This window comes from Gillisia sp. Hel1_33_143, from assembly GCF_900104765.1.
Classification (GTDB): domain Bacteria; phylum Bacteroidota; class Bacteroidia; order Flavobacteriales; family Flavobacteriaceae; genus Gillisia.
This window is the reverse complement of the sequence record NZ_LT629737.1, coordinates 3,443,906-3,466,721: the sequence shown is the minus strand read 5'-3', so window position 1 is coordinate 3,466,721 and position 22,816 is coordinate 3,443,906. Positions and strand designations below refer to the sequence as shown.

13 protein-coding genes, 2 tRNA genes and 4 rRNA genes are annotated in these 22,816 nt (G+C 36.7%); 9 read left to right on the top strand and 10 right to left on the bottom strand.

Annotated features, from left to right (window positions below; translation table 11 throughout):
- Positions 1-111: 111 nt before the first annotated feature.
- The 6 genes from rrf (BLT84_RS15990) (at position 112) to rrf (BLT84_RS15965) (ending at position 7,245) form a co-directional block, all read left to right on the top strand.
- A 5S ribosomal RNA gene (gene rrf, locus BLT84_RS15990) occupies positions 112-221 on the top strand.
- Between the two features lie 1,780 nt (positions 222-2,001).
- Positions 2,002-3,521, top strand: a 16S ribosomal RNA gene (locus tag BLT84_RS15985).
- Between the two features lie 134 nt (positions 3,522-3,655).
- Positions 3,656-3,729: transfer RNA gene (locus BLT84_RS15980), tRNA-Ile, on the top strand.
- A gap of 110 nt (positions 3,730-3,839) precedes the next feature.
- Positions 3,840-3,913 (top strand) — tRNA-Ala (locus tag BLT84_RS15975).
- Between the two features lie 245 nt (positions 3,914-4,158).
- Positions 4,159-6,988, top strand: a 23S ribosomal RNA gene (locus tag BLT84_RS15970).
- 147 nt (positions 6,989-7,135) lie between these two features.
- Positions 7,136-7,245, top strand: a 5S ribosomal RNA gene (rrf, locus tag BLT84_RS15965).
- Together the 16S, 23S and 5S rRNA genes with 2 tRNA genes alongside form the textbook arrangement of a ribosomal RNA operon.
- A gap of 314 nt (positions 7,246-7,559) precedes the next feature.
- Here rrf (BLT84_RS15965) and BLT84_RS15960 read toward each other — a convergent pair.
- The 10 genes from BLT84_RS15960 to BLT84_RS15915 form a co-directional block, all read right to left on the bottom strand.
- Positions 7,560-7,781 carry a DUF6095 family protein gene (locus BLT84_RS15960; RefSeq protein ID WP_091267869.1) on the bottom strand — a complete coding sequence of 74 codons (222 nt, stop codon included), beginning with the start codon at positions 7,779-7,781 and terminating at the stop codon, positions 7,560-7,562.
- Between the two features lie 29 nt (positions 7,782-7,810).
- The gene (locus tag BLT84_RS15955; RefSeq protein WP_091267865.1) at positions 7,811-8,620 is read right to left on the bottom strand and encodes a DUF4249 domain-containing protein; all 810 of its coding nucleotides are present in this window, start codon (positions 8,618-8,620) and stop codon (positions 7,811-7,813) included.
- Between the two features lie 3 nt (positions 8,621-8,623).
- Complete coding sequence (locus tag BLT84_RS15950) at positions 8,624-10,990, bottom strand: TonB-dependent receptor (RefSeq protein WP_091267861.1); 2,367 nt, start codon at positions 10,988-10,990, stop codon at positions 8,624-8,626.
- A 162-nt stretch (positions 10,991-11,152) separates the two neighbouring features.
- On the bottom strand, positions 11,153-13,375 hold the full coding sequence (locus BLT84_RS15945; RefSeq protein ID WP_091267858.1) for an NADP-dependent isocitrate dehydrogenase: 2,223 nt from the start codon (positions 13,373-13,375) through the stop codon (positions 11,153-11,155).
- A 595-nt stretch (positions 13,376-13,970) separates the two neighbouring features.
- Positions 13,971-14,324: a 50S ribosomal protein L19 gene (gene rplS, locus BLT84_RS15940; protein ID WP_034887848.1), complete on the bottom strand. Its 354-nt coding sequence runs from the start codon at positions 14,322-14,324 to the stop codon at positions 13,971-13,973.
- Positions 14,325-14,436: 112 nt separating this feature from the next.
- Positions 14,437-15,117 carry a tRNA (guanosine(37)-N1)-methyltransferase TrmD gene (gene trmD / locus BLT84_RS15935; RefSeq protein ID WP_034887850.1) on the bottom strand — a complete coding sequence of 227 codons (681 nt, stop codon included), beginning with the start codon at positions 15,115-15,117 and terminating at the stop codon, positions 14,437-14,439.
- Positions 15,118-15,182: 65 nt separating this feature from the next.
- Complete coding sequence (locus BLT84_RS15930) at positions 15,183-15,767, bottom strand: DUF4199 domain-containing protein (RefSeq protein WP_091268286.1); 585 nt, start codon at positions 15,765-15,767, stop codon at positions 15,183-15,185.
- A 110-nt stretch (positions 15,768-15,877) separates the two neighbouring features.
- Positions 15,878-16,981, bottom strand: coding sequence for a DUF748 domain-containing protein (locus tag BLT84_RS15925; protein WP_091268283.1), 1,104 nt, complete (start codon positions 16,979-16,981; stop codon positions 15,878-15,880).
- Positions 16,982-17,095: 114 nt separating this feature from the next.
- Positions 17,096-18,544 carry a glyceraldehyde-3-phosphate dehydrogenase gene (locus BLT84_RS15920; protein ID WP_034887852.1) on the bottom strand — a complete coding sequence of 483 codons (1,449 nt, stop codon included), beginning with the start codon at positions 18,542-18,544 and terminating at the stop codon, positions 17,096-17,098.
- 127 nt (positions 18,545-18,671) lie between these two features.
- On the bottom strand, positions 18,672-20,066 hold the full coding sequence (locus BLT84_RS15915) for a S1C family serine protease (RefSeq protein WP_091267854.1): 1,395 nt from the start codon (positions 20,064-20,066) through the stop codon (positions 18,672-18,674).
- Positions 20,067-20,202: 136 nt separating this feature from the next.
- Here BLT84_RS15915 and dapF point away from each other — a divergent pair, with 136 nt between their 5' ends.
- The 3 genes from dapF to mltG are packed head-to-tail and all read left to right on the top strand — an operon-like array spanning position 20,203 to position 22,548.
- The gene (gene dapF / locus BLT84_RS15910; protein ID WP_091268280.1) at positions 20,203-20,991 is read left to right on the top strand and encodes a diaminopimelate epimerase; all 789 of its coding nucleotides are present in this window, start codon (positions 20,203-20,205) and stop codon (positions 20,989-20,991) included.
- Positions 20,985-21,515, top strand: a complete 531-nt coding sequence (locus BLT84_RS15905; RefSeq protein ID WP_091267850.1) for a GNAT family N-acetyltransferase — start codon at positions 20,985-20,987, stop codon at positions 21,513-21,515. The genes dapF and BLT84_RS15905 overlap by 7 nt, the downstream gene beginning before the upstream one ends.
- Complete coding sequence (gene mltG / locus BLT84_RS15900; RefSeq protein WP_091267847.1) at positions 21,505-22,548, top strand: endolytic transglycosylase MltG; 1,044 nt, start codon at positions 21,505-21,507, stop codon at positions 22,546-22,548. The genes BLT84_RS15905 and mltG overlap by 11 nt, the downstream gene beginning before the upstream one ends.
- Positions 22,549-22,816 lie beyond the last annotated feature (268 nt).

Sequence of the window (22,816 nt, the reverse complement as noted above, 5' to 3'; positions counted from 1 at the left end):
TATCTAATTGCATTGTTATTTATCTAATTTTCTTCTATTGTTTATTTCCTATATATGTTATGTTATTAGAAGTTAGTTATACACTTTGGAGTGTATCACTGCTTAAAGATTTAAGGTGGCTATTGCATCGGGGCTCACCTCTTCCCATTCCGAACAGAGAAGTTAAGCCCGTTAGCGCAGATGGTACTGCTGTATTGTGGGAGAGTATGTCGTCGCCTTGTTTTTGAAAACCCCTTCATCACCAGATGAAGGGGTTTTTTTATACCCTATACTCAAATAGGAACAACCCAGCGTTACACATAATAAAACCCCTTCCGGATAGCGATATCCCGGAAAAGGGTGTTGTTGTTTTATATACCCAATTCGCAACACTTCAGTTCCTATAAAAAATACACAACCCCATCTGGAGATTACCTCTGGATGGGGTGGTGTATTTTTTATATTAGAATTTTATGCTGACTCGGCCAGGGATTGTAGCAAGCTACCACGTATCGCGAAAAGCCCGGCGATAAACCATCCGGTTTAGCGGGACGCACTAATCAAATATGGTTAATTTTTAAAATAGTTACTTATGAAGTATATAAAATTAGTCATTTTGTTTTTATAAGATGTATAAAGATCTAATTCCAACTTTTCATACTAACACGACATCTTTAATTAATATTTTTCATTTTTGCTCGTATTGAGTTTGATAATTTAATGTATTTAAATAAATTATCAATTTATGGTTACAATCATATCCTAATCTTTATCCATAGTTAAAACAGATTATTATAATTTTATTTTTTTGGTTAGAGATAAACTCACATTCATAAAATAAAACATATTTTTTTAGAATTTAAAGATTTTTTATCACCGCTATAAGTAATAGTTTAGAACATGCTTCTAATAATATCTAATATATAAACGGTTGCATACATTTTTGCTTTTTAAAACGACAATCCCCTTAATTATTAACATGAACGTTTTTTTTTCTAATGGATATAATGTGTTATAAGTAGATTAATTGTCTTCCGTTACGTATAACAGCGATCTATGATTGAATACAAATTTTTAAATTAAAATTTATTTAGTTTTTCAATCTCTATTCTTTTGTGCGTTACCCTTCCTTTGGTCGGGTCGGGCGCTATGCTTGTAGTTATTAAAAGCCGGAAAGAGCTTTTACTAAGCTACCGCTTCGCTCCCTAACGCTGGTAGTTGAGATAGCTACAATTCCTAATTTGAACAAGAATTATAGGTTCTTGGCATTAGATCTGGAAACTGGGATAAAATAATCAGAAGTTTAACGTTCGAAGTTTCAAAGCGTTAAGGCTACGTTAAAGAAATATTAGAAAAAAGATAAAATAAAGCTTGGTTATAAGAAAGAATGCAGTGTATATTTGCAGCCGCTTTAGGCGCCACTGGTTAAGTGATGTAAGAAGCTTCGTTCTTTGTATAGTGATGAGTACTCGGTTAAAAAGCCTTGTTATTTTTAAAGATTTAAAGAGGCTAAAAAAAACTTAAAATAAGTTTGCTGGTTAGAGAAAAAGAGTTGTACATTTGCATCCGCTTTGAGAATGACATGAAGGTGTTGTTTGAGAAGTAAGAAAGTTCTTTACTAGTGTGGGTTGCGGCGGTTTTTACTTCTTACTAAGGGGTCAAAAAAAACTTCAAAAAACTTTAAAATAAAGTTTGGAAGTTAAAGAAAAAGCGTTGTATATTTGCAGCCGCTTACACAGCGGATACGATCACTACAAAATACTGAATTGAAATCCCGGGATAGGGTAGTAAAAAAAGAAGGTTCAACTCCTTTAATTTCACAATGAGCTCTTCGTTAAGAGGAGATCAACTAAGTTCATTGATATATTGAATTGACAGCGCGTTTCAAATGTTGTTCGCAAGAATGGCAGAAGAAACCAAAAGAATACGAATCAAGACTAGAATAGAATTTTGAGCTGTTATTATCTTTTCGGAGATAGTAATAGAAGAAGACCTTGTAATTGTTATATTATTTAAAGATTAACGATGAAGAGTTTGATCCTGGCTCAGGATGAACGCTAGCGGCAGGCTTAACACATGCAAGTCGAGGGGTAACGGGGTGCTTGCACCGCCGACGACCGGCGCACGGGTGCGTAACGCGTATACAACCTACCTTATAGAGGGGAATAGCCCAGAGAAATTTGGATTAATGCCCCATAGTATTATCGATTAGCATTAATTGATGATTAAACATTTATGGCTATAAGATGGGTATGCGTTCTATTAGCTAGATGGTAAGGTAACGGCTTACCATGGCTACGATAGATAGGGGTCCTGAGAGGGAGATCCCCCACACTGGTACTGAGACACGGACCAGACTCCTACGGGAGGCAGCAGTGAGGAATATTGGACAATGGGCGAGAGCCTGATCCAGCCATGCCGCGTGCAGGAAGACGGCCCTATGGGTTGTAAACTGCTTTTATACAGGAAGAAACACTCCCTTGCGAGGGAGCTTGACGGTACTGTACGAATAAGGATCGGCTAACTCCGTGCCAGCAGCCGCGGTAATACGGAGGATCCAAGCGTTATCCGGAATCATTGGGTTTAAAGGGTCCGTAGGCGGGACAATCAGTCAGCGGTGAAAGTCTGTGGCTCAACCATAGAATTGCCATTGATACTGTTGTTCTTGAATACTTATGAAGTGGTTGGAATATGTAGTGTAGCGGTGAAATGCATAGATATTACATAGAACACCGATTGCGAAGGCAGATCACTAATAATTTATTGACGCTGATGGACGAAAGCGTGGGTAGCGAACAGGATTAGATACCCTGGTAGTCCACGCCGTAAACGATGGTTACTAGCTGTTCGGTCGCAAGACTGAGTGGCTAAGCGAAAGTGATAAGTAACCCACCTGGGGAGTACGTTCGCAAGAATGAAACTCAAAGGAATTGACGGGGGCCCGCACAAGCGGTGGAGCATGTGGTTTAATTCGATGATACGCGAGGAACCTTACCAGGGCTTAAATGTAGATTGACAGGGGTGGAAACACCTTTTCCTTCGGGCAATTTACAAGGTGCTGCATGGTTGTCGTCAGCTCGTGCCGTGAGGTGTCAGGTTAAGTCCTATAACGAGCGCAACCCCTGTTGTTAGTTGCCAGCGAGTCAAGTCGGGAACTCTAACAAGACTGCCAGTGCAAACTGTGAGGAAGGTGGGGATGACGTCAAATCATCACGGCCCTTACGTCCTGGGCCACACACGTGCTACAATGGTAGGGACAGAGAGCAGCCACTGCGCAAGCAGGAGCGAATCTATAAACCCTATCTCAGTTCGGATCGGAGTCTGCAACTCGACTCCGTGAAGCTGGAATCGCTAGTAATCGCATATCAGCCATGATGCGGTGAATACGTTCCCGGGCCTTGTACACACCGCCCGTCAAGCCATGGAAGCTGGAAGCACCTGAAGTCCGTCACCGTAAGGAGCGGCCTAGGGTGAAGCTGGTAACTGGGGCTAAGTCGTAACAAGGTAGCCGTACCGGAAGGTGCGGCTGGAACACCTCCTTTCTAGAGTATTGCTTATTAAAGAGCAATCGCAGTTACAAAGCAGATCTCTTAAGATTTTGTTTTTGTCTTGATTCCTGTCAATTTAATTATTAAAGAATAAAGGGAGACCTTGAGAAATGTCTCTTAAATTAGACAGTCTCATAGCTCAGCTGGTTAGAGCGCTACACTGATAATGTAGAGGTCGGCAGTTCGAGTCTGCCTGAGACTACTTTTTATAGCGAGAGTTATAAAAGATGTTCATTAAAATTATAGGAAATTTTAGAAGTTGAGAATTCTAATCATTTTAATTCTGAATTCATAGTTCTGAATTTCGAAAATGGGGGATTAGCTCAGCTGGCTAGAGCGCCTGCCTTGCACGCAGGAGGTCATCGGTTCGACTCCGATATTCTCCACTATTCCTAGATCTTTTAGGTATAGGTAATTCAAACAACCAGGATACACTAGTATACTTCGTTTGGTTATCATCGAAAAGAGGTCGTTTAAGGGAAAAACGTTCATTGACATATTGGGAAATAAAGAATACGAGAAACATTAGGTGCTTACAAGTTAATTGTAAGTGCAAAAGAATAAATAATAATCGTTGTTATTAGAACTGCTGCACGGCGTTTTAATAATAACAGAGTAAATTAGGTAAAAGCACATAAGCTAAATAAGGGCGTATGGGGAATGCCTAGGCTCTCAGAGGCGATGAAGGACGTGATAAGCTGCGAAAAGCTGCGGGGATTGGCACACACAAATTGATCCGCAGATATCCGAATGGGGCAACCCAGTACATTGAAGATGTATTATCCGCAAGGAGGCGAACCCGGGGAACTGAAACATCTAAGTACCCGGAGGAGAAGAAAACAATAGTGATTGCGCAAGTAGCGGCGAGCGAACGCGCATTAGCCCAAACCAATGAGTTTACGGACTTATTGGGGTTGTAGGACCACGATATTTGATGCGTAATGAATTAGAACACTTTGGAAAGAGTGACCATAGAGGGTGATAGTCCCGTATAGGTAAAGAGCGTTATTGATAGTGGTATCCTGAGTAGTGCGGGGCACGAGAAACCCTGTATGAATTTGGCGGGACCATCCGCTAAGGCTAAATACTCCTGAGAGACCGATAGTGAACCAGTACCGTGAGGGAAAGGTGAAAAGAACCGTGAATAACGGAGTGAAATAGATCCTGAAACCATACGCTTACAAGCGGTCGGAGCCTTTAGGGGTGACGGCGTGCCTTTTGCATAATGAGCCTACGAGTTACCGTTGCCAGCAAGGTTAAGCCTTTAAGAGGTGGAGCCGTAGCGAAAGCGAGTCTTAATAGGGCGCTGTAGTTGGTAGTGGTAGACGCGAAACCGTGTGATCTACCCTTGGGCAGGTTGAAGCTGTGGTAACACATAGTGGAGGACCGAACCCGTTGACGTTGAAAAGTCTTGGGATGACCTGAGGGTAGGGGTGAAAGGCCAATCAAACTCGGAAATAGCTCGTACTCCCCGAAATGCATTTAGGTGCAGCGATAATTTAGTTTTATAGAGGTAGAGCTACTGATTGGATGCGGGGGCTTCACCGCCTACCAATTCCTGACAAACTCCGAATGCTATAAAATGATTTTTATCAGTGAGGGCATGGGTGCTAAGGTCCATGTCCGAGAGGGAAAGAACCCAGACCATCAGCTAAGGTCCCCAAATGTATATTAAGTTGAAAAAACGCGGTTGAACTGCCCAGACAGCTAGGATGTTGGCTTGGAAGCAGCCATTCATTTAAAGAGTGCGTAACAGCTCACTAGTCGAGCGGTTCGGCATGGATAATAATCGGGCATAAATATACTACCGAAGCTATGGATTTACAGATTACTGTAAGTGGTAGGGGAGCATTCTAATAGGGTTGAAGGTGTACTGCGAGGTATGCTGGACTAATTAGAAAAGAAAATGTAGGCATAAGTAACGATAATGCGGGCGAGAAACCCGCACACCGAAAGACTAAGGTTTCCTCAGCTATGCTAATCAGCTGAGGGTTAGTCGGGACCTAACGCGACCCCGAATGGGTTAGTGGATGGACAACAGATTAATATTTCTGTACCTGCCCCACGTTAAACGTGACGGAGGCGAAAAGTTAGTGCGTACTGACGGAATAGTACGTTGAAGCCAGTGGTAACACGGCAATAGTACACAAAAGCTTCGGCCGGCGTGATAATCTAGCAAATCGACTTCCAAGAAAAGCAAGTGGTGGCAGCCCGTACCGTAAACCGACACAGGTAGTTGGGATGAGAATTCTAAGGTGCTCGAGAGATTCATGGTTAAGGAACTAGGCAAAATCGACCCGTAACTTCGGGAGAAGGGTCGCCCATCTTCGGATGGGCCGCAGTGAAGAGGTCCAGGCGACTGTTTATCAAAAACACAGGGCTCTGCTAAATCGAAAGATGACGTATAGGGCCTGACACCTGCCCGGTGCTGGAAGGTTAAGAGGAGATGTTAGCTTCGGCGACGCATTGAATTGAAGCCCCAGTAAACGGCGGCCGTAACTATAACGGTCCTAAGGTAGCGAAATTCCTTGTCGGGTAAGTTCCGACCTGCACGAATGGTGCAACGATCTGGACACTGTCTCAACCATGAGCTCGGTGAAATTGTAGTATCGGTGAAGATGCCGATTACCCGCTGTGGGACGAAAAGACCCCGTGCACCTTTACTATAGCTTAGTATTGACTTTGGACAAGTGATGTGTAGGATAGGTGGGAGACGTTGAAGCTGCATCGCTAGGTGTGGTGGAGTCATTGTTGAAATACCACCCTTTACTTGTTTGAAGCCTAACTTCCAATGGAAGGACAATGCTTGGTGGGTAGTTTGACTGGGGTGGTCGCCTCCAAAAGAGTAACGGAGGCTTCTAAAGGTTCCCTCAGCACGCTTGGTAACCGTGCGTAGAGTGCAATGGCATAAGGGAGCTTGACTGAGAGACATACAGGTCGATCAGGTACGAAAGTAGAGCATAGTGATCCGGTGGTTCCGCATGGAAGGGCCATCGCTCAAAGGATAAAAGGTACGCCGGGGATAACAGGCTGATCTCCCCCAAGAGCTCACATCGACGGGGGGGTTTGGCACCTCGATGTCGGCTCGTCACATCCTGGGGCTGGAGAAGGTCCCAAGGGTTGGGCTGTTCGCCCATTAAAGTGGCACGCGAGCTGGGTTCAGAACGTCGTGAGACAGTTCGGTCTCTATCTACAGTGGGCGTTAGAAATTTGAGTGGATCTGACTCTAGTACGAGAGGACCGAGTTGGACGAACCTCTGGTGCACCAGTTGTCACGCCAGTGGCATTGCTGGGTAGCTACGTTCGGAAGGGATAAGCGCTGAAAGCATATAAGCGCGAAACCCACCACAAGATGAGATTTCTTTAAAGGACCGTGGGAGACTACCACGTTGATAGGCCATAGGTGTAAAGGCAGTAATGTCATAGCCGAGTGGTACTAATAATCCGTAAAGCTTAGTGCAGTTCCCATCCTAGTAATAGGATGGGAGCGAAAAACCTATCTAATTGCATTGTTATTTATCTAATTTTCTTCTATTGTTTATTTCCTATATATGTTATGTTATTAGAAGTTAGTTATACACTTTGGAGTGTATCACTGCTTAAAGATTTAAGGTGGCTATTGCATCGGGGCTCACCTCTTCCCATTCCGAACAGAGAAGTTAAGCCCGTTAGCGCAGATGGTACTGCTGTATTGTGGGAGAGTATGTCGTCGCCTTGTTTTTGAAAACCCCTTCATCACCAGATGAAGGGGTTTTTTTATACCCTATACTCAAATAGGAACAACCCAGCGTTACACATAATAAAACCCCTTCCGGATAGCGATATCCCGGAAAAGGGTGTTGTTGTTTTATATACCCAATTCGCAACACTTCAGTTCCTATAAAAAATACACAACCCCATCTGGAGATTACCTCTGGATGGGGTGGTGTATTTTTTATATTAGAATTTTATGCTGACTCGGCCAGGGATTGTAGCAAGCTACCACGTATCGCGAAAAGCCCGGCGATAAACCATCCGGTTTAGCGGGACGCACTAATCAAATAGAGATCTCATAAGTGTTCTTATACCTTTAAACATAAAATACATAGCTCCAGCGCACGCCGCTATACCTAAAATTAGTACTGCTATATATAGTTGATGGTCTTGATTATTAAAGGCACTGTATAAAATACTAGGGCCTAGAAAAGTTAGTGGTAAAGCTCCTGCTAAATATCTAATTCCTTTTCCTAATAACTCCTTATTGGTATGCTTCATCTTTTACAACATTTTAATAGATCAATTAATTATTTGATCTCATAACTCATTAAATTCGACTGGGATAATCTGAAATATCCAAAAGCAAAATTGTCCGGATTTGTTTTATTAATTATATTTCCTCTTACAGTAGTTGGTTGCGTTTGAAATGGACCTCCATTACTATCTCCCGCTTGAGATCTTAAGATAAATAAATAATTGTAGAATTGCTCTGAGATTCCTTGGATTTCATAAAAGACCTTATCTCCTGGGGCTAGATCTTCATCTGAAAAATATGCAAAGGTTCTATTTCCATTGGTAAACTCGTCATCATATATTTGAAGAGCAATCTCTTTAAAAATAAATCTAAATAAGTAAAAATTACTTTCCTCTACAGGATCTGAATAATATCCCTTTAATTCATATTCATCTGAATTAAAGCCACCGTTTTTAGATTGAACGATTTCTTCTAATTTTACTACTGGCTGTAATATTTCTGTTGCCGTATAGGTTTCATCTTTATATTGTATAGTTAATGTATATCTAGCATTTACTAGAGGGTTGAAATTTTCACTTTTATATATTCCAGGATCAACTTCATTGAATAAAAACTTTTCTCCAGAATCAGATAAAACCTGAACTCTAGCGTTTGTTGCAGGTGGGGTTATAGTATCAAAAAAAGGTGCGGTAGTACTTAATTTAATAAACTGGTTATTTCCGTCTGTATCGGTTCTCCAAATGATCGATGCCTCTATTACTAACCTAGGTTCAGATTCATTTAGATCTATATCTACAACATCTTCACAAGAAGTAAGTAATATTAAAAGAATAGAAGTGATTATGATATTTAACTTTCTCATATCTTAGAATTTGAAGTTGTAAGTAACTGATGGAACTATGCCAAATAAAGAGAGTCTTACGGCTTCATTATTTCCTGAATCTTCGTTATTTCTGAAATTTAACGATACTGCATTCTTTCTTCCATAAACGTTGTAAATTCCAAAGTTCCAAGAAGATTTATAATTTCTACCTTTATTTTTAATTGGTGTATAGGTTGCAGAAATATCTAACCTGTGAAGTGAAGGGAGTCTTGCGCTATTTCTATCAGCATAAACTGGTATAGTTAGATTTTCAAATTTATATTGAGCACTAGGGTAGGTGGTAGGTAAACCTGTTTGATATACAAAGTTAGTATTCAGTTGCCATTTCGAATTCAGGTCATAGCTTCCAATGATAGATACATCATGTGTTTTATCATATGCAGTTTTATACCATTTACTATTATTAATTCCTGTTTCTAATGAGTTTCTACCCGGAGTTTTTTGTTCAGATCTTGAAATTGTATATGCCAACCATCCAGTAAATCTTCCGAGGTTTTTCTTAACTAGCAATTCTAATCCATAGGCTCTAGCTGTTCCCGGAAGTATTACCTGTTCTATAGCATTATTCGCAATTAGATCTGCCCCATCTATATAATCAATTCTGTTTTGAATAAATTTATAGAATCCTTCAACTTCTATAGAATATTTATTGTTAGATATATTTCTAAAGTAACCTGCTGCTACCTGATCGAGAATTTGGGGCTCTATATACTTGCCGCTTGGCGTCCAAATGTCTAAAGGGGTAGGTGAGCTCGTATTTGTTATAAGATGTAAATATTGATTCATTCTGTTATAGCTAAGCTTTACAGATTCATTATCATTTAAACTGTAGGCTATAGCGACACGAGGTTCCAATGCCCAAAAATATTCCTGAACTTTATTTTTAGAAAGTGTAGTGGAACCAATAGGATCTGCTTTCTCATAAATACTGAAGTTCTCATTGAAATTTACCGCCTGATCATTTTGATACCTATTCAATTCTGATTGTCCCAACCTAAAAAAGTTACTAAATCTGAAGCCATATTCTGCAGATACATTTTCAGTCAATTTTTGTTCAGCAGAAAGATAAATAGCGCTTTCAAAAGCATATTTCTTGGTAAGATCAAAATCTATAATTCCTGAAGAAGTACTACTAGGTTCAATTTCTCCTGGATTAAATTCATAATATGTATTTTGTATGCCATAATCTAAATTTAAATTATCACTGATATTGTGGTTAAAGTCATATTTTAAATTCAGATTTTTTATACCACTATTCCAGTTAAAACCTACAAAGTCTAAGGTAAGACCGTAGTAATAGTCACTATATATTACAGAGAGATTTGTAAATATATTATCTGTTAGTACATGATTCCACCTTAAATTGAAAACAGCATTTCCGTAAGTATTTTTAAAGCTCTCACTTATATTAAAAACATCTCGACCAAAGTACCCAGAAAATAGTATGCTATTGTCATTATCCAGTCTAAAACTTAGTTTGGTATTAAGATCATAGAAATAGGCAGCATTATCATTATCTGTAAATTTTAAAAATAGATGAGCGTAAGAACCCCTTCCGGCAATTAAGAATGAACTTCTATCTTTAACTATTGGGCCTTCAGCTAATAGTCTGCTAGAAATTAAACCTATTCCACCATTTGCTTTAAATTCTTTGCTATTTCCATCTTTCTGAAAAATCTCTAGAACAGAAGAAACTCTTCCACCGTATTTAGCAGGAATACCACCTTTATATAATTTGAGGTTTTTAATGGCATCTGGATTGAAAACTGAAAATAATCCAAATAAGTGAGATGAATTATAAATTGTAGCTTCATCTAAAAGTATCAAATTTTGATCTACAGCTCCACCTCTCACATTAAATCCAGAAGAACCCTCTCCAGCATTAGAAACACCAGGTAGAAGTAACAGTGATTTTATAACGTCTACCTCTCCAAACACTACTGGTAATTTCTGAATGGTGCTAATATCTAATTTATTAACGCTCATCTCAGGTTTTCGAATATTCAATTTTTCAATATCTTCTGTGATCACAACCTCCTCCAAGTATTCTGAAGTTTCATTTAAGGAAAAATTTAAGGAAGTATTCTTCGAGAGCTCTATGGTGGTAGTTTGTTCTTGAAAACCTAAGTAAGAAATTATCAACGTATGTTCTCCCTTTGGAAGTTTAATTGAATAAAAACCGTATTCATTAGTAACTACCCCTGAGTTGGAATTTGCCACAAGCACGTTAACTCCATATAAGGTTTCGTTGTTGGAAGCATCCTTAATTACACCATTAACGGTAAAAGTTTCCTGGGCATATGAAATTGTGAAGCCAAGAATTAGAAGAATTGAGAGTAAAGTTCGCAAGCTAATTTTTATTGTAAATATAAGACTTGTAGGAAGATGGACATAGTATAGATGATCATCTTAAGACTTTATTTTAAAAATAACTTTGTTTTAAAATTATTGGCGTAAAAAAAAGCCCCGATGAAATACATCAGGGCTATAAATTATATGAATAAGATTATTTTAATATCCTAAAATCTTATTCAAAGTTTCACTAGGTCTCATGGCATCGCTTGTAAGATCTTCATTTGGATAATAATATCCATTTATATCTACAGATTTACCTTGTGCTTCAATAAGGTCTTGAAGTATTTTATCTTCATTAGAAGACAGATCTTTCGCAATTTTTGTGAATTGCTCTTTAAGTTCCGAATCTTTATCTTGATTTGCTAGCGCTTGTGCCCAATAAAGAGCAAGGTAAAAATGACTTCCTCTATTATCTAGTTCATTAACTTTTCTAGAAGGAGATTTGTCATTTTTTAAGAACAATTCTGTAGCCTCATCTAAGGTTTCAGATAGAACTAAGGCTTTCGGATTATTGAAATTTGTACCTAAATGTTCTAGAGATACTGCTAATGCTAAAAATTCTCCTAATGAATCCCAACGCAGATGTCCTTCTTCCAAAAATTGTTGGATATGCTTAGGTGCAGATCCACCGGCACCGGTTTCAAAGAGTCCTCCGCCTTTCATTAATGGTACTATAGATAGCATTTTAGCACTGGTTCCAAGTTCCAAAATTGGAAATAAATCGGTTAGATAATCTCTCAATACATTTCCTGTTACAGAAATAGTATCTTTTCCTTCTTTAACTCTTTTTAGAGTAAATTCTGTAGCCTTTTCTGGCGACATTATTTTTATTTCTAAGCCCTCAGTATTCAGATCTTTTAAATAAGTGTTTACTTTTTTGATTATTTCTGCATCATGACTTCTACTCTCATCTAACCAGAAAATAGCAGGCATTCCAGATGCTTTTGCTCTAGTAACTGCTAATTTTACCCAATCTTGAATAGGTGCATCTTTCACTTGACACATTCTCCATATATCTCCTTCTTCAACAGAATGTTCCATCAAAGTTTTTCCTGAAGCATCTACAACTCTTACTTTACCGGCAGTCTCAATTTCGAAAGTTTTATCATGTGAACCATATTCTTCTGCTTTTTGAGCCATTAAACCAACATTAGGAACTGTACCCATAGTTGTAGGATCAAAAGCTCCATTCTTTTTACAAAATTCTATAGTTGCTTGATAAATCCCTGCGTAACTGCTATCTGGAATTACAGCTTTTGTATCTTGTGTATTTCCTTGAGCATTCCACATTTTACCTGATGTTCTAATCATAGCAGGCATAGATGCATCGATTATAACATCACTAGGTACATTTAAATTGGTAATGCCTTTATCTGAATCGACCATGGCAAGGTCTGGTCCATGTTCAAAATCATGTTTAAGGTCTGCTTCTATCGCTGCCTTTTCATTTGCCGGAAGCGATTTTATAGATTCTAAGAGATCTCCTAGCCCGCTGTTAGGATTAACTCCAAGCTTTTCTAGTGTAGCTGCATGTTTACTAAAAACATCTTTAAAGAAAACTCGCACAGCATGACCAAATATAATAGGATCTGAAACCTTCATCATGGTAGCTTTCATGTGCAGGGAGAATAGAACACCTTTATCTTTAGCGTCTTGTATTTGAGATTCTAAAAATTTGATCAACGCTTTTTTACTCATTACAGTTGCATCGATGATCTCTCCATCTAAAACTTTTAGATTGTCTTTCAGAACATGCTTATTACCTTTTGTATCTTCTAATTCAATTTTTAAGGTATTAGCTTCTGAAAGTGTAAGTGATTTTTCATTAGAATAAAAATCGCCTTCTTTCATGGTAGCAACGTGAGTTTTAGAATCGGCATCCCATTTCCCCATAGAGTGAGGGTTTTGTTTTGCATAATTCTTTACCGCTTTTGGTGCACGTCTATCTGAATTTCCTTCTCTAAGAACAGGATTTACAGCACTACCTTTAACCTTATCGTATTTTTGCTTGATGGTTTTCTCCTCATCAGATTTAGGCTCTCCAGGATAATCTGGCAATTTGTAACCTTTAGCTTGAAGTTCTTTGATGGCAGCTTCCAATTGCGGTTCTGAAGCACTTATGTTAGGAAGTTTAATAATATTAGCTTCTGGATGAGAAACCAATTCTCCAAGCATTTTTAAAGCATCAGGTACTCTTTGTTCTTCGGGAAGCATGTCAGAAAAATTAGCTAAAATTCTTGCAGCTAAAGAAATATCTGTTGGTTCTATGTCTATGTTGGAGGTATCTGTAAAACTTCTAACTATTGGTAAGAACGAGAATGTTGCCAACATAGGGGCTTCATCTGTTTTGGTATAAAATATTTTTGATCGGTTTGTCATTATATATAATTATTTTAAACACAGGAGTTCTGAATAGAAAAATTCTAAAGACGCTGTGAAGATTAATGATTTGGTATTTTCTAAGTATAAGGCTTAAACCCACTTAGCCTCGCGAAGATAGCATTTTTGCCAATTTTATCATAGTAGAAAGTATACGAAGTCTAAGATTGTAACAAAACTTTATAAATAAAAAAGCTATTTCAGCATACCTTGTATACTGAAATAGCTTCTGATGAAATAACGCTTTACCGATCGATTTAAAAAATCATTGTAAGTTGATTAAAGAACTTACACGTGCGTTACTTCTCATGATACAAGTTGATCACCCACGTGAACAAATTATATCAAAAACGTTTTTATCTTATATCACAAAAATAATAAAGGATAAAAACCTATGTAAAGATTTTACTCTACCGTATTTAACCATGGAAAATCCTTGTGTCATTCCAATCATAAATTAAATACACTTAAAGTTAAGAAATTTAATTTAAAACTAAAAAATTTTAACACGCTAATTTTCAGGTGTTTGTATTTAGATTTAAAGCATAAAAAAGCCCCATACAATGGGGCTTTAATAAAATCATTTGAAGCGTAATTACTTTCTTCTTTGCTCTTTAATACGAGCTTTCTTACCAGTAAGTCCTCTGAAATAATAGATACGTGCTCTTCTAACAGCTCCACGTTTATTGATTTCAACTTTTTGAAGTGCAGGTAAATTCATTGGGAAAATACGCTCTACTCCAACAGTTCCACTCATTTTTCTGATGGTAAAAGTTTTAGAAACTCCTGTTCCTTTAACTTGAATTACTACACCTCTAAAAAACTGAGTACGGGTTTTAGCACCCTCCTTAATTTCATAATACACAGTGATAGTATCACCTGCAGAGAATTCAGGAAAATCTTTTTTTGTAACGAATTCGTCTTGAACGAATTTAATTAACGATTCCATAATAGATAGTTTAATATAATACTAAAGCAACATGCACGGTTTTCGCCAGAGGTTGGTTCAGAAACGAGTGCAAAATTAGAAAATTAAATAATATAAACAACCAATAATTTAATTAATCTTCATCTAATAAATCTGGTCTTAAATTCTTGGTTCTCAGGTAGGATTGCTCTTCTCTCCAGGTCTCAATTTTTGGAAAATTTCCAGAAGTTAATACCTCAGGAACTTTCCAGCCTTTGTAGTCTGCAGGCCTAGTATAAACAGGAGGTGCAAGTAAGTCGTCTTGAAATGAATCTGTAAGCGCAGAAGTTTCATCACCTAAAACTCCTGGAATTAATCTAATTATGGCATCGCATAATACTGCAGCCCCTAACTCACCGCCGGAGAGCACATAGTCTCCAATAGATATTTCTTTAGTAATAAACTGCTCACGAACTCTGTGATCTACACCTTTATAATGACCACAAAGAATAATTATGTTCTCCTTAATAGATAACGTATTTACTATTTTTTGATTTAATGTAGTGCCATCTGGTGTCATATAAATCACTTCATCATAACTACGCTCAGATTTTAATTTAGTGATGCATTTGTCTATAGGCTCAATCATCATCACCATCCCTGCTCCGCCACCAAATTGGTAATCGTCTATCTGCTTGTAGTTGTCTGTAACGTAATCTCTAAGGTTGTGTAGATGTATTTCAACCAGTCCTTTTTCTATAGCTCTCTTTAATATGGAGACTTCAAAAGGACTGGTTAAAATGTCCGGAACCACTGTAATAATATCTATTCGCATGTTATTTTAGTTTACCGGTGCAAAGATGAGAAATATCTTTACAATATATAATTAGAAAAAGAAGCTTATCTATCGCTAGATTTATTTCTTTCGTCTTGTAGTAATCTTCCAAGTCTTTGTTCCTTTTCTAATGCTTTAGCACGATAAAGCTCAAATTCTTTTTCTGTGGTTGATAACTTGTTTCTTGCTTCAGACGTATCAGAATGTCCTTTTTTATATCTAAATATAAAGAATAGTAAGGCTATAATAAGTGCAGCTACTATTCCCCACATTAATGCCATATAACTTCCTTTGCTAAAAGGCATCCCTAAAAATGTAATAGCATCTTTCTCTGCAGTTACATCTTCTAATTGTTTTTGAGTTTCTTCTAGATCTGCTTTTAGTTTTGCACTTTCTTCTTGTTGCTGATTTAAAGAATTTTTCTGTGTAGTAATTTCGTTTTTTAGAATTCCAATGAAATTGAGAGTGTTCTTTTTAAGCGTAATTAGATCTGTATAATCTACAACCTTATAACCTTGATAATCGTTAGAATCTTCAATTAATTTGGTGAAGGCATCGTTAATTGGTGTCTCTTCAGCCTGATAGTCCTGCGCTTTAAGGTTCATTACACTTGTAAGGAACAGTAAAGTAAAAAATAATGCTTTATTCATTTGGGTGTTTTTGGTTAAATTATTTAGACAACGCAAAGGAAAAAAACTTATTGCCATTAAACTTAAAATAGCACAAAAAGGTTTATTTTTTTATCAGCAGTAGCTTTTAACTATTTTCCATCTTTAGATCTTTTTGCATCTTCAAAATTAATATTTTCATCCACATCTCCCTTAAAAGCTTTTATCCAACCGTTTTTAAAAATATTAAAAACTGTGGGTAGTATTCCAGATTTCACTTCATTTAAATCTCCTTCCAAAGGTACTTTAGTTGCTAGAGTATCTGTTCCGTGGTTTTTTAGAAGGAACTTGAATGTTCCCACAAAACCTTCCCATAACTTTTTAAATATTCCTCCATCATCATTTTTACTAATGAGCTTGGCATTGATGAACATAGGTTTTATGCTTCCTTTTAAATATCCATCTGCAATAGCTACTTCACTATAAAGTTCAAAAGTTCCGCTTTCAAAATCTACACCTGCATATTTCAAAGTAATATCATTTACGGCGGTGACATTTGCCTTTTTTAAAGCAAAGTCTATATCCATATCTGGAATCTCCTTTAATAGATTCAACTCTCCTTCTAATGTTACGCTTCCATCTCCAATAGAAGTTGCTGTTGCATGTAGGGTAGAAGGTAAGGTTTTATCTTTATTAACCACATTACTTAAATTAGTGGCATCTAATTCTATATTCTGAAGAAACATTTCTATATCCGGACTGGAAGATAACTGCGCGAAATTGGCAGTTCCATTGTGAATAGCAAGGTGGTTAATGTCTATAGGAACTAGATCTGTAAGTGCTTTGGTCCAATCTTCTGTATCTGCCTTGCCTTCTGGCCCCTCTTTTTTCTGATCTTCAAAAATATAATTGAATTTGGGATCGTACATTTCTATCTCACTTACAATCTTACCTTTTAAGAGAGATTTCCACTCTATGGATATATCGGTTTCTCTAAAATCTAGAACAGGAGTATCTGTTTCTGCTTCGGTTTTCTTTAGAATTAATTTTTTTACCACATAGGCTCCGCGCCATAATGCTATGTCAATATCTTCTACATGTCCCTCATATCCAGGGATGTCATTCAAGGTTTTATTTACATAATCTTGGAGGAGATAAGGTAGCGCGATTCTTATAGATATTAAGATAACAATGATGAGAATAGGTACATTGTATCTTTTCTTATAAATTCTTTTACGCTTATTAGTCTCACTCATCTTTAAGAAATTTTCACAAATTTCAGATTTACCTTGCATAACATCAGTTAATAAACTGCTAAAAATAAAACCCCCACCATAGTGGTGGGGGTTTCTTTATAAAAATTGCTTTTACTAGTAATAAGTAAAGCGTCTAACTTTTGCAATATACTTAGCTAGTCTAATTACCTGATGACTGTAACCGTATTCATTGTCATACCATATATAAAGAACGATATTCTTTCCATCTTCTGTTACAATGGTTGCTTTACTGTCAAAAATAGAAGGAGCAGAAGAACCAACAATATCTGAAGAAACCAACTCATTGTCTAGAGAGTACTTTATTTGTTCTACCAATTCGCCTTCTAAAGCATATTTTTTAATAATATCATTAATACCTTCTAAAGAAGTTTCACTTTGTACTTCTAAGTTAAGAATTGCTAAAGATCCATTAGGGACCGGAACTCTAATTGCATTAGAAGTTAATTTTCCTTCAAACACAGGTAACGCTTTTGCTACTGCCTTTCCAGCTCCAGTTTCGGTAATTACCATATTCAATCCTGCTGCACGACCTCTTCTGTATTTACTATGCATATTATCTACCAAGTTCTGATCGTTGGTGTAAGCATGTATAGTCTCTAGGTGACCATGAACTACCCCCAAAGTTTCTTCTACTGCTTTTAAGATTGGAGCAATAGAATTTGTAGTACAAGAGGCTGCAGAGAAAATGTCTTCTACATCCGGATCATAATTTTTATGATTTACTCCATGTACAATATTTGGAATACCTTTCCCCGGAGCAGTTAACAATACTTTAGAAACACCATTACAAGATAAATGTCTTGATAAGGCTTCTTTGTCTCTAAAAGCTCCAGTATTATCTATAACTAGGGCATCTTCAATACCATAATTTGTATAATCTATTTCTTCCGGATTTTTTGCTGAGATAATATGAACGGTAGTTCCATTAATTACAAGTGCAGAATTGTCTACATCTATAGTAACTGTTCCAGAGAAATCTCCATGTATAGAATCATTCTTAAGAAGGGATGCTCTTTTTTCTAGGATATTGGCATCAACATGATCTCTGGTAACGATAGCTCTTAATCTTAACTGACTTCCTTTTCCGGTTTTAGTCATAAGCTCTCGCGCAACCAATCTACCAATTCTTCCAAATCCATAAAGAACTACGTCTTTAGGAGTAACTTCTTCATATTCTTTTGCCTTCTTCAATTTATTTGAGATAAAGGCTTTAGCATTGTTATAATCTACATCTTCTATATGATACTCATAGGTTAGCTTACCAATATCTAATTTAGCAGGAGGAAGGTCCAGATCTTTAATGGCCTGTGCGATCTCCACAGAATCGAAGATTGAAATAGGTTTTTGAACAAATTCACCTGCATATTCGTGCAGATTTAAAATGTCACTTACATTTAAATTGATTAATTGGTTTCTGAAAAGAACCAATTCGATAGATTTATCGTACCATAAATCGCTAATAATTTTAATGAATTCTACCGAGGCGCGTCTGCGATCGGCCTGAAAAGCAAGTTCCTTTTCGTAAACTTCGTTAAATCCCATTTTTAATAGATTAAGTTGTGTGTTTAAAAACGCTGCAAAAGTATATATTTCAAACGTTTTCGTAAAATATTTATTCAAAAAAAATACCCGCCATTAAAATGGTGGGTAAGGCTTATTTTTATTGAGCTTATCTCCAAATGTAAGTTTGCTCTCTACCTTCGCTATTTACGAAAGTTACACTAATTGGCTCTGAAGGATCTCTAGAAGTTATGATCTTTCTAACATCACTTATATTATTGACCTTACTGTTGTCAATTTTAGTGATCAAAATCCCTATTAATGCTTGAGACTGAGCATCTCCTTTTAAGGCTCTACTTATCTTTACTCCATTAGAGCTGCTATAATTTTCTAGATCTGCTTTTGAAGCATTGGTAACTTCAAGTCCAATTGACTCAATAGCAAATGTTTCATATTTGGTGAGTTTTACTTTTAGCAACTGCTCCTCTCCATCTCTTAAGATCTTAACATTTACAATGTCATTTGGTCTTTTTGAACCAATATAACCAGTAAGGTCAGACATTTTTCTTACTTCAATATTATCAATTTGTCTAATAACATCTCCCTCTTTAATCCCAGAAGTGAAAGCACCACTTCCCTGATCTATATCTCGTACCAAAACACCTTGGGAAGTTCCAAGATTAAATTGGTTGGAAAGATTTTCATTTACATCACTACCTCGAATACCTAAGATGCCTTGTTGCACATTACCATACTCTATAAGGTCTTCTACAACTTTTCTGGCATTATTAGAAGGCACTGCGAAACCATATCCAATATAACTTCCTGTTTGGCTCGTAATAGCAGTATTTATACCTATAAGTTCCCCGTTGATATTTACCAAAGCTCCTCCGCTATTTCCAGGATTAATGGCAGCATCGGTTTGAATGTAAGATTGAGGCGTTCCATCATTACTATTAAAATCTCTAGCTTTAGCACTCACAATTCCCGCAGTTACGGTAGAAGTTAGATTAAAAGGATTTCCTACAGCAAGTACCCATTCTCCTAATTTGATATTATTGGAGTCTCCAAATGGGATATAATCCAGTTCCTGTGCATCAATCTTAATAAGTGCAATATCTGCTTTAACGTCTTTTCCGATAAGTTTTGCCTTATACGTTTTGTTGTTGTTTAAGGTTACTTCCAATTCGCTTGCACCTTCAATAACATGATTATTGGTAACTATGTACCCATCTGGAGTAATGATAACTCCAGATCCGGTGCCCCTTAGCGCCTTTTCACTTTCTCCTTTTCTAGCATAATATTCCCATGAATTTCTAGGCTGTTTAAATATTGCTACATTTTTAACGTGTACCACGGCATGAACAGTCTTTTCTGCAGCTTCCGTAAAATCTGCATTAGTACCATAATTTGGAGTGTTATTGGAGATTGGGAATAGTTGTGACTCTTGTTTAGTATGATTATTCAAAAAAGAGGTATCCTCATTATTAAAATATTGATAAGAACCCAAAGTTAATACTCCACCCAAAATGGAGGCTCCAACGAATGTTGCGAATTTTTTCATGCTATTTCTATTTTTATATTCAAAAAATCTCAAATTTTAATCAATGTTATTCTTTGATTTATTATTTGGCGATGGCCTATTCTCAACGAAAAATCAGTCTGAATGTTGTATATTTGGCCTTCAAAATAAAAGGTTCATGAAACTCGATTTTTACAAATATCATGGCGCTGGAAATGATTTTATCATGATCGATAATCGCCAGTTACTGTTCCCCAAAAATGATACCAATTTAGTACTTAAACTTTGCCATAGAAGGTTTGGCATAGGGGCAGATGGATTGATACTATTGGAAAATTCTAAGGTAGAATGTGAGGATTTTGTTATGGTTTACTATAATTCTGATGGAAACCCAAGTAGTATGTGCGGTAATGGTGGCAGATGTATCGTATCTTTTGCAAATTTCTTAGGAGTTATAGAAGAGCGCACCAATTTTATTGCTGTAGATGGAAAACATAAGGCCTGGGTAAAAGGTGAGACCATAAGTTTACAAATGCAAGATGTAATTGCAGATGGCTTAAATGAAGGTCATTTATTTCTAGATACGGGTTCTCCTCATCATATAGAATTTTCTACAGAGGTAGGAGACTTAGATGTAAAAAAACTGGGTTCAAAAATTCGATACTCAGATATCTATAGCAATATTGGAGGAACTAATGTGAATTTTGTTCAGCAAAGTGATGATCACTCTTTTCTGGTTAGAACCTATGAAAGAGGAGTTGAAGATGAAACTTACTCCTGTGGAACGGGAGTAACTGCGGTGGCAATTACTGCGCACGCCACGGGTAAAACAAATTTTAATAAAGTTAATCTTGCTACTCCGGGCGGTAATCTAGAGGTTAGTTTTGATAATAATGGAGCTCAATATTCCAACATCTGGTTAACGGGGCCTGCGTTACAGGTTTTTAAAGGAAGTTTAGAATGTTAACATTAACCGGAGAAAATGTTAGATTAAGAGCACTCGAGCCAGAAGACCTAGATTTTATTCTTGAAGTAGAGAATACCGAAAAATTTTGGGAGATAAGTGATACAAAAGTGCCATATTCCAGATTTCTTATTAAAAAATACCTTCAAAATTCCCACAGGGATATTTTTGATGTTAGGCAATTAAGGTTGATGATCTGTGATCTGGAAGGTGATCCTTTAGGCTTAGTAGATATTTTTGATCTGGAACCTAAGAATAGAAGAGCTTCTCTAGGGATATTGATCATTAAGGAAGAAGATAGAAGAAAAAAATATGGGGCAGAGGTAATTTCTCTAATAAGCCAATATTGTTTTGTTCATCTAAATTTGCATCAGGTTTATGCCAACGTTACCGTGGATAATTTGCCTAGTATTCAACTTTTTGAAAAATGTGGTTTCAAAAAAGTGGGAATCAAAAAAGACTGGAGCTTAATAAACGGAAAATTTAAAGACGAGATTTTATACCAATTCATCAATAATGTACATTAAAAAAATACTTTTAATTATCGCCCTTTTGGGCTTAGTTGTGCTGGGATTTTTCAGCTATACCATCTACAATAATATTTTTGCTCCAAATACGAAGTTTGATAGTGATTCTACAGTGGTCTATATTCCAACCGGCGCAAATTATACTGTAGTAAAAGACAGCCTTTCTCCTTTAATAAAAGATATGGAAGCATTTGATGCTGTTGCACAGAAAAAAAATTACGTGGGTAATATAAAAGCTGGGAAGTATTTGTTGAAGAAGAACATGAATAATAATGATCTTATTAATGTCCTTAGAAGCCAGAATCAACCTGTAAAAGTTGTTTTTAATAATCAGGAAAGGTTAGAAGATCTTGCAGGTAGAATATCCAGACAAATAGAAGCTGATAGTTTAAGCTTGTTGAGTGCAATGAAAGAAGAGGAATTTCTTAGCGGGAATGACTTTACATTGAGAAATGGCTTGGCAATGTATATTCCAAATCAATATGAATTTTTCTGGAATACTTCTGCGGAAGAATTTAGAAGCAGAATGCAAAAGGAGTATAATAAATTCTGGACGCAAGAGAAATTAGATAAAGCTAAAGAAATAGGCTTATCACCACTGGATGTTTCTGTTATAGCCTCGATAGTTCAAAAGGAAACAGCAAAGGTTGATGAAAGACCAAAAGTTGCCGGAGTTTATATGAATAGAATCAATAAAGGGATGAAATTAGAAGCAGATCCAACAGTTATTTATGCTATTAAAGACAAGACACAGAATTTTAATACAGTTATTAAACGTGTACTTTATAAAGATCTAACCTTAGATTCTCCTTATAATACTTATCTATATAAAGACCTACCTCCAGGGCCTATATTTATGCCAGACATTTCATCTATAAATGCGGTGCTTAATTATGAAAAGCACGATTTTATTTTCTTTGTAGCTAACGTAGAAAATTTTGGATATCATAAATTTGCAAAGACTTTGCGTGAGCATAATATCAATAAGCAGGCTTATGTTAATTGGGTGAATAAACAAGGAATTAAACGATAATTTCTAAAATCTCTTACAGCAAAAAGCACCTAAAATGGGTGCTTTTTTTGTTTGGTATATTTTCGGATTTCTCGGGATCTACTGTTGTTTAATTAAAAATGTAGTGAGGATACTCATTTTGGCAAAAATTTGAGTTCTTATTCCGATTAATTTTTTAGTCTCAAAATAGGAAGAAATGGCAAAAATTCTATCACTTTTAGCAAGCTAAATGGTCTCATTTGCCTTGCTACTACACGCGTTGTACCTTAAAACTTGATATAGGAAATTT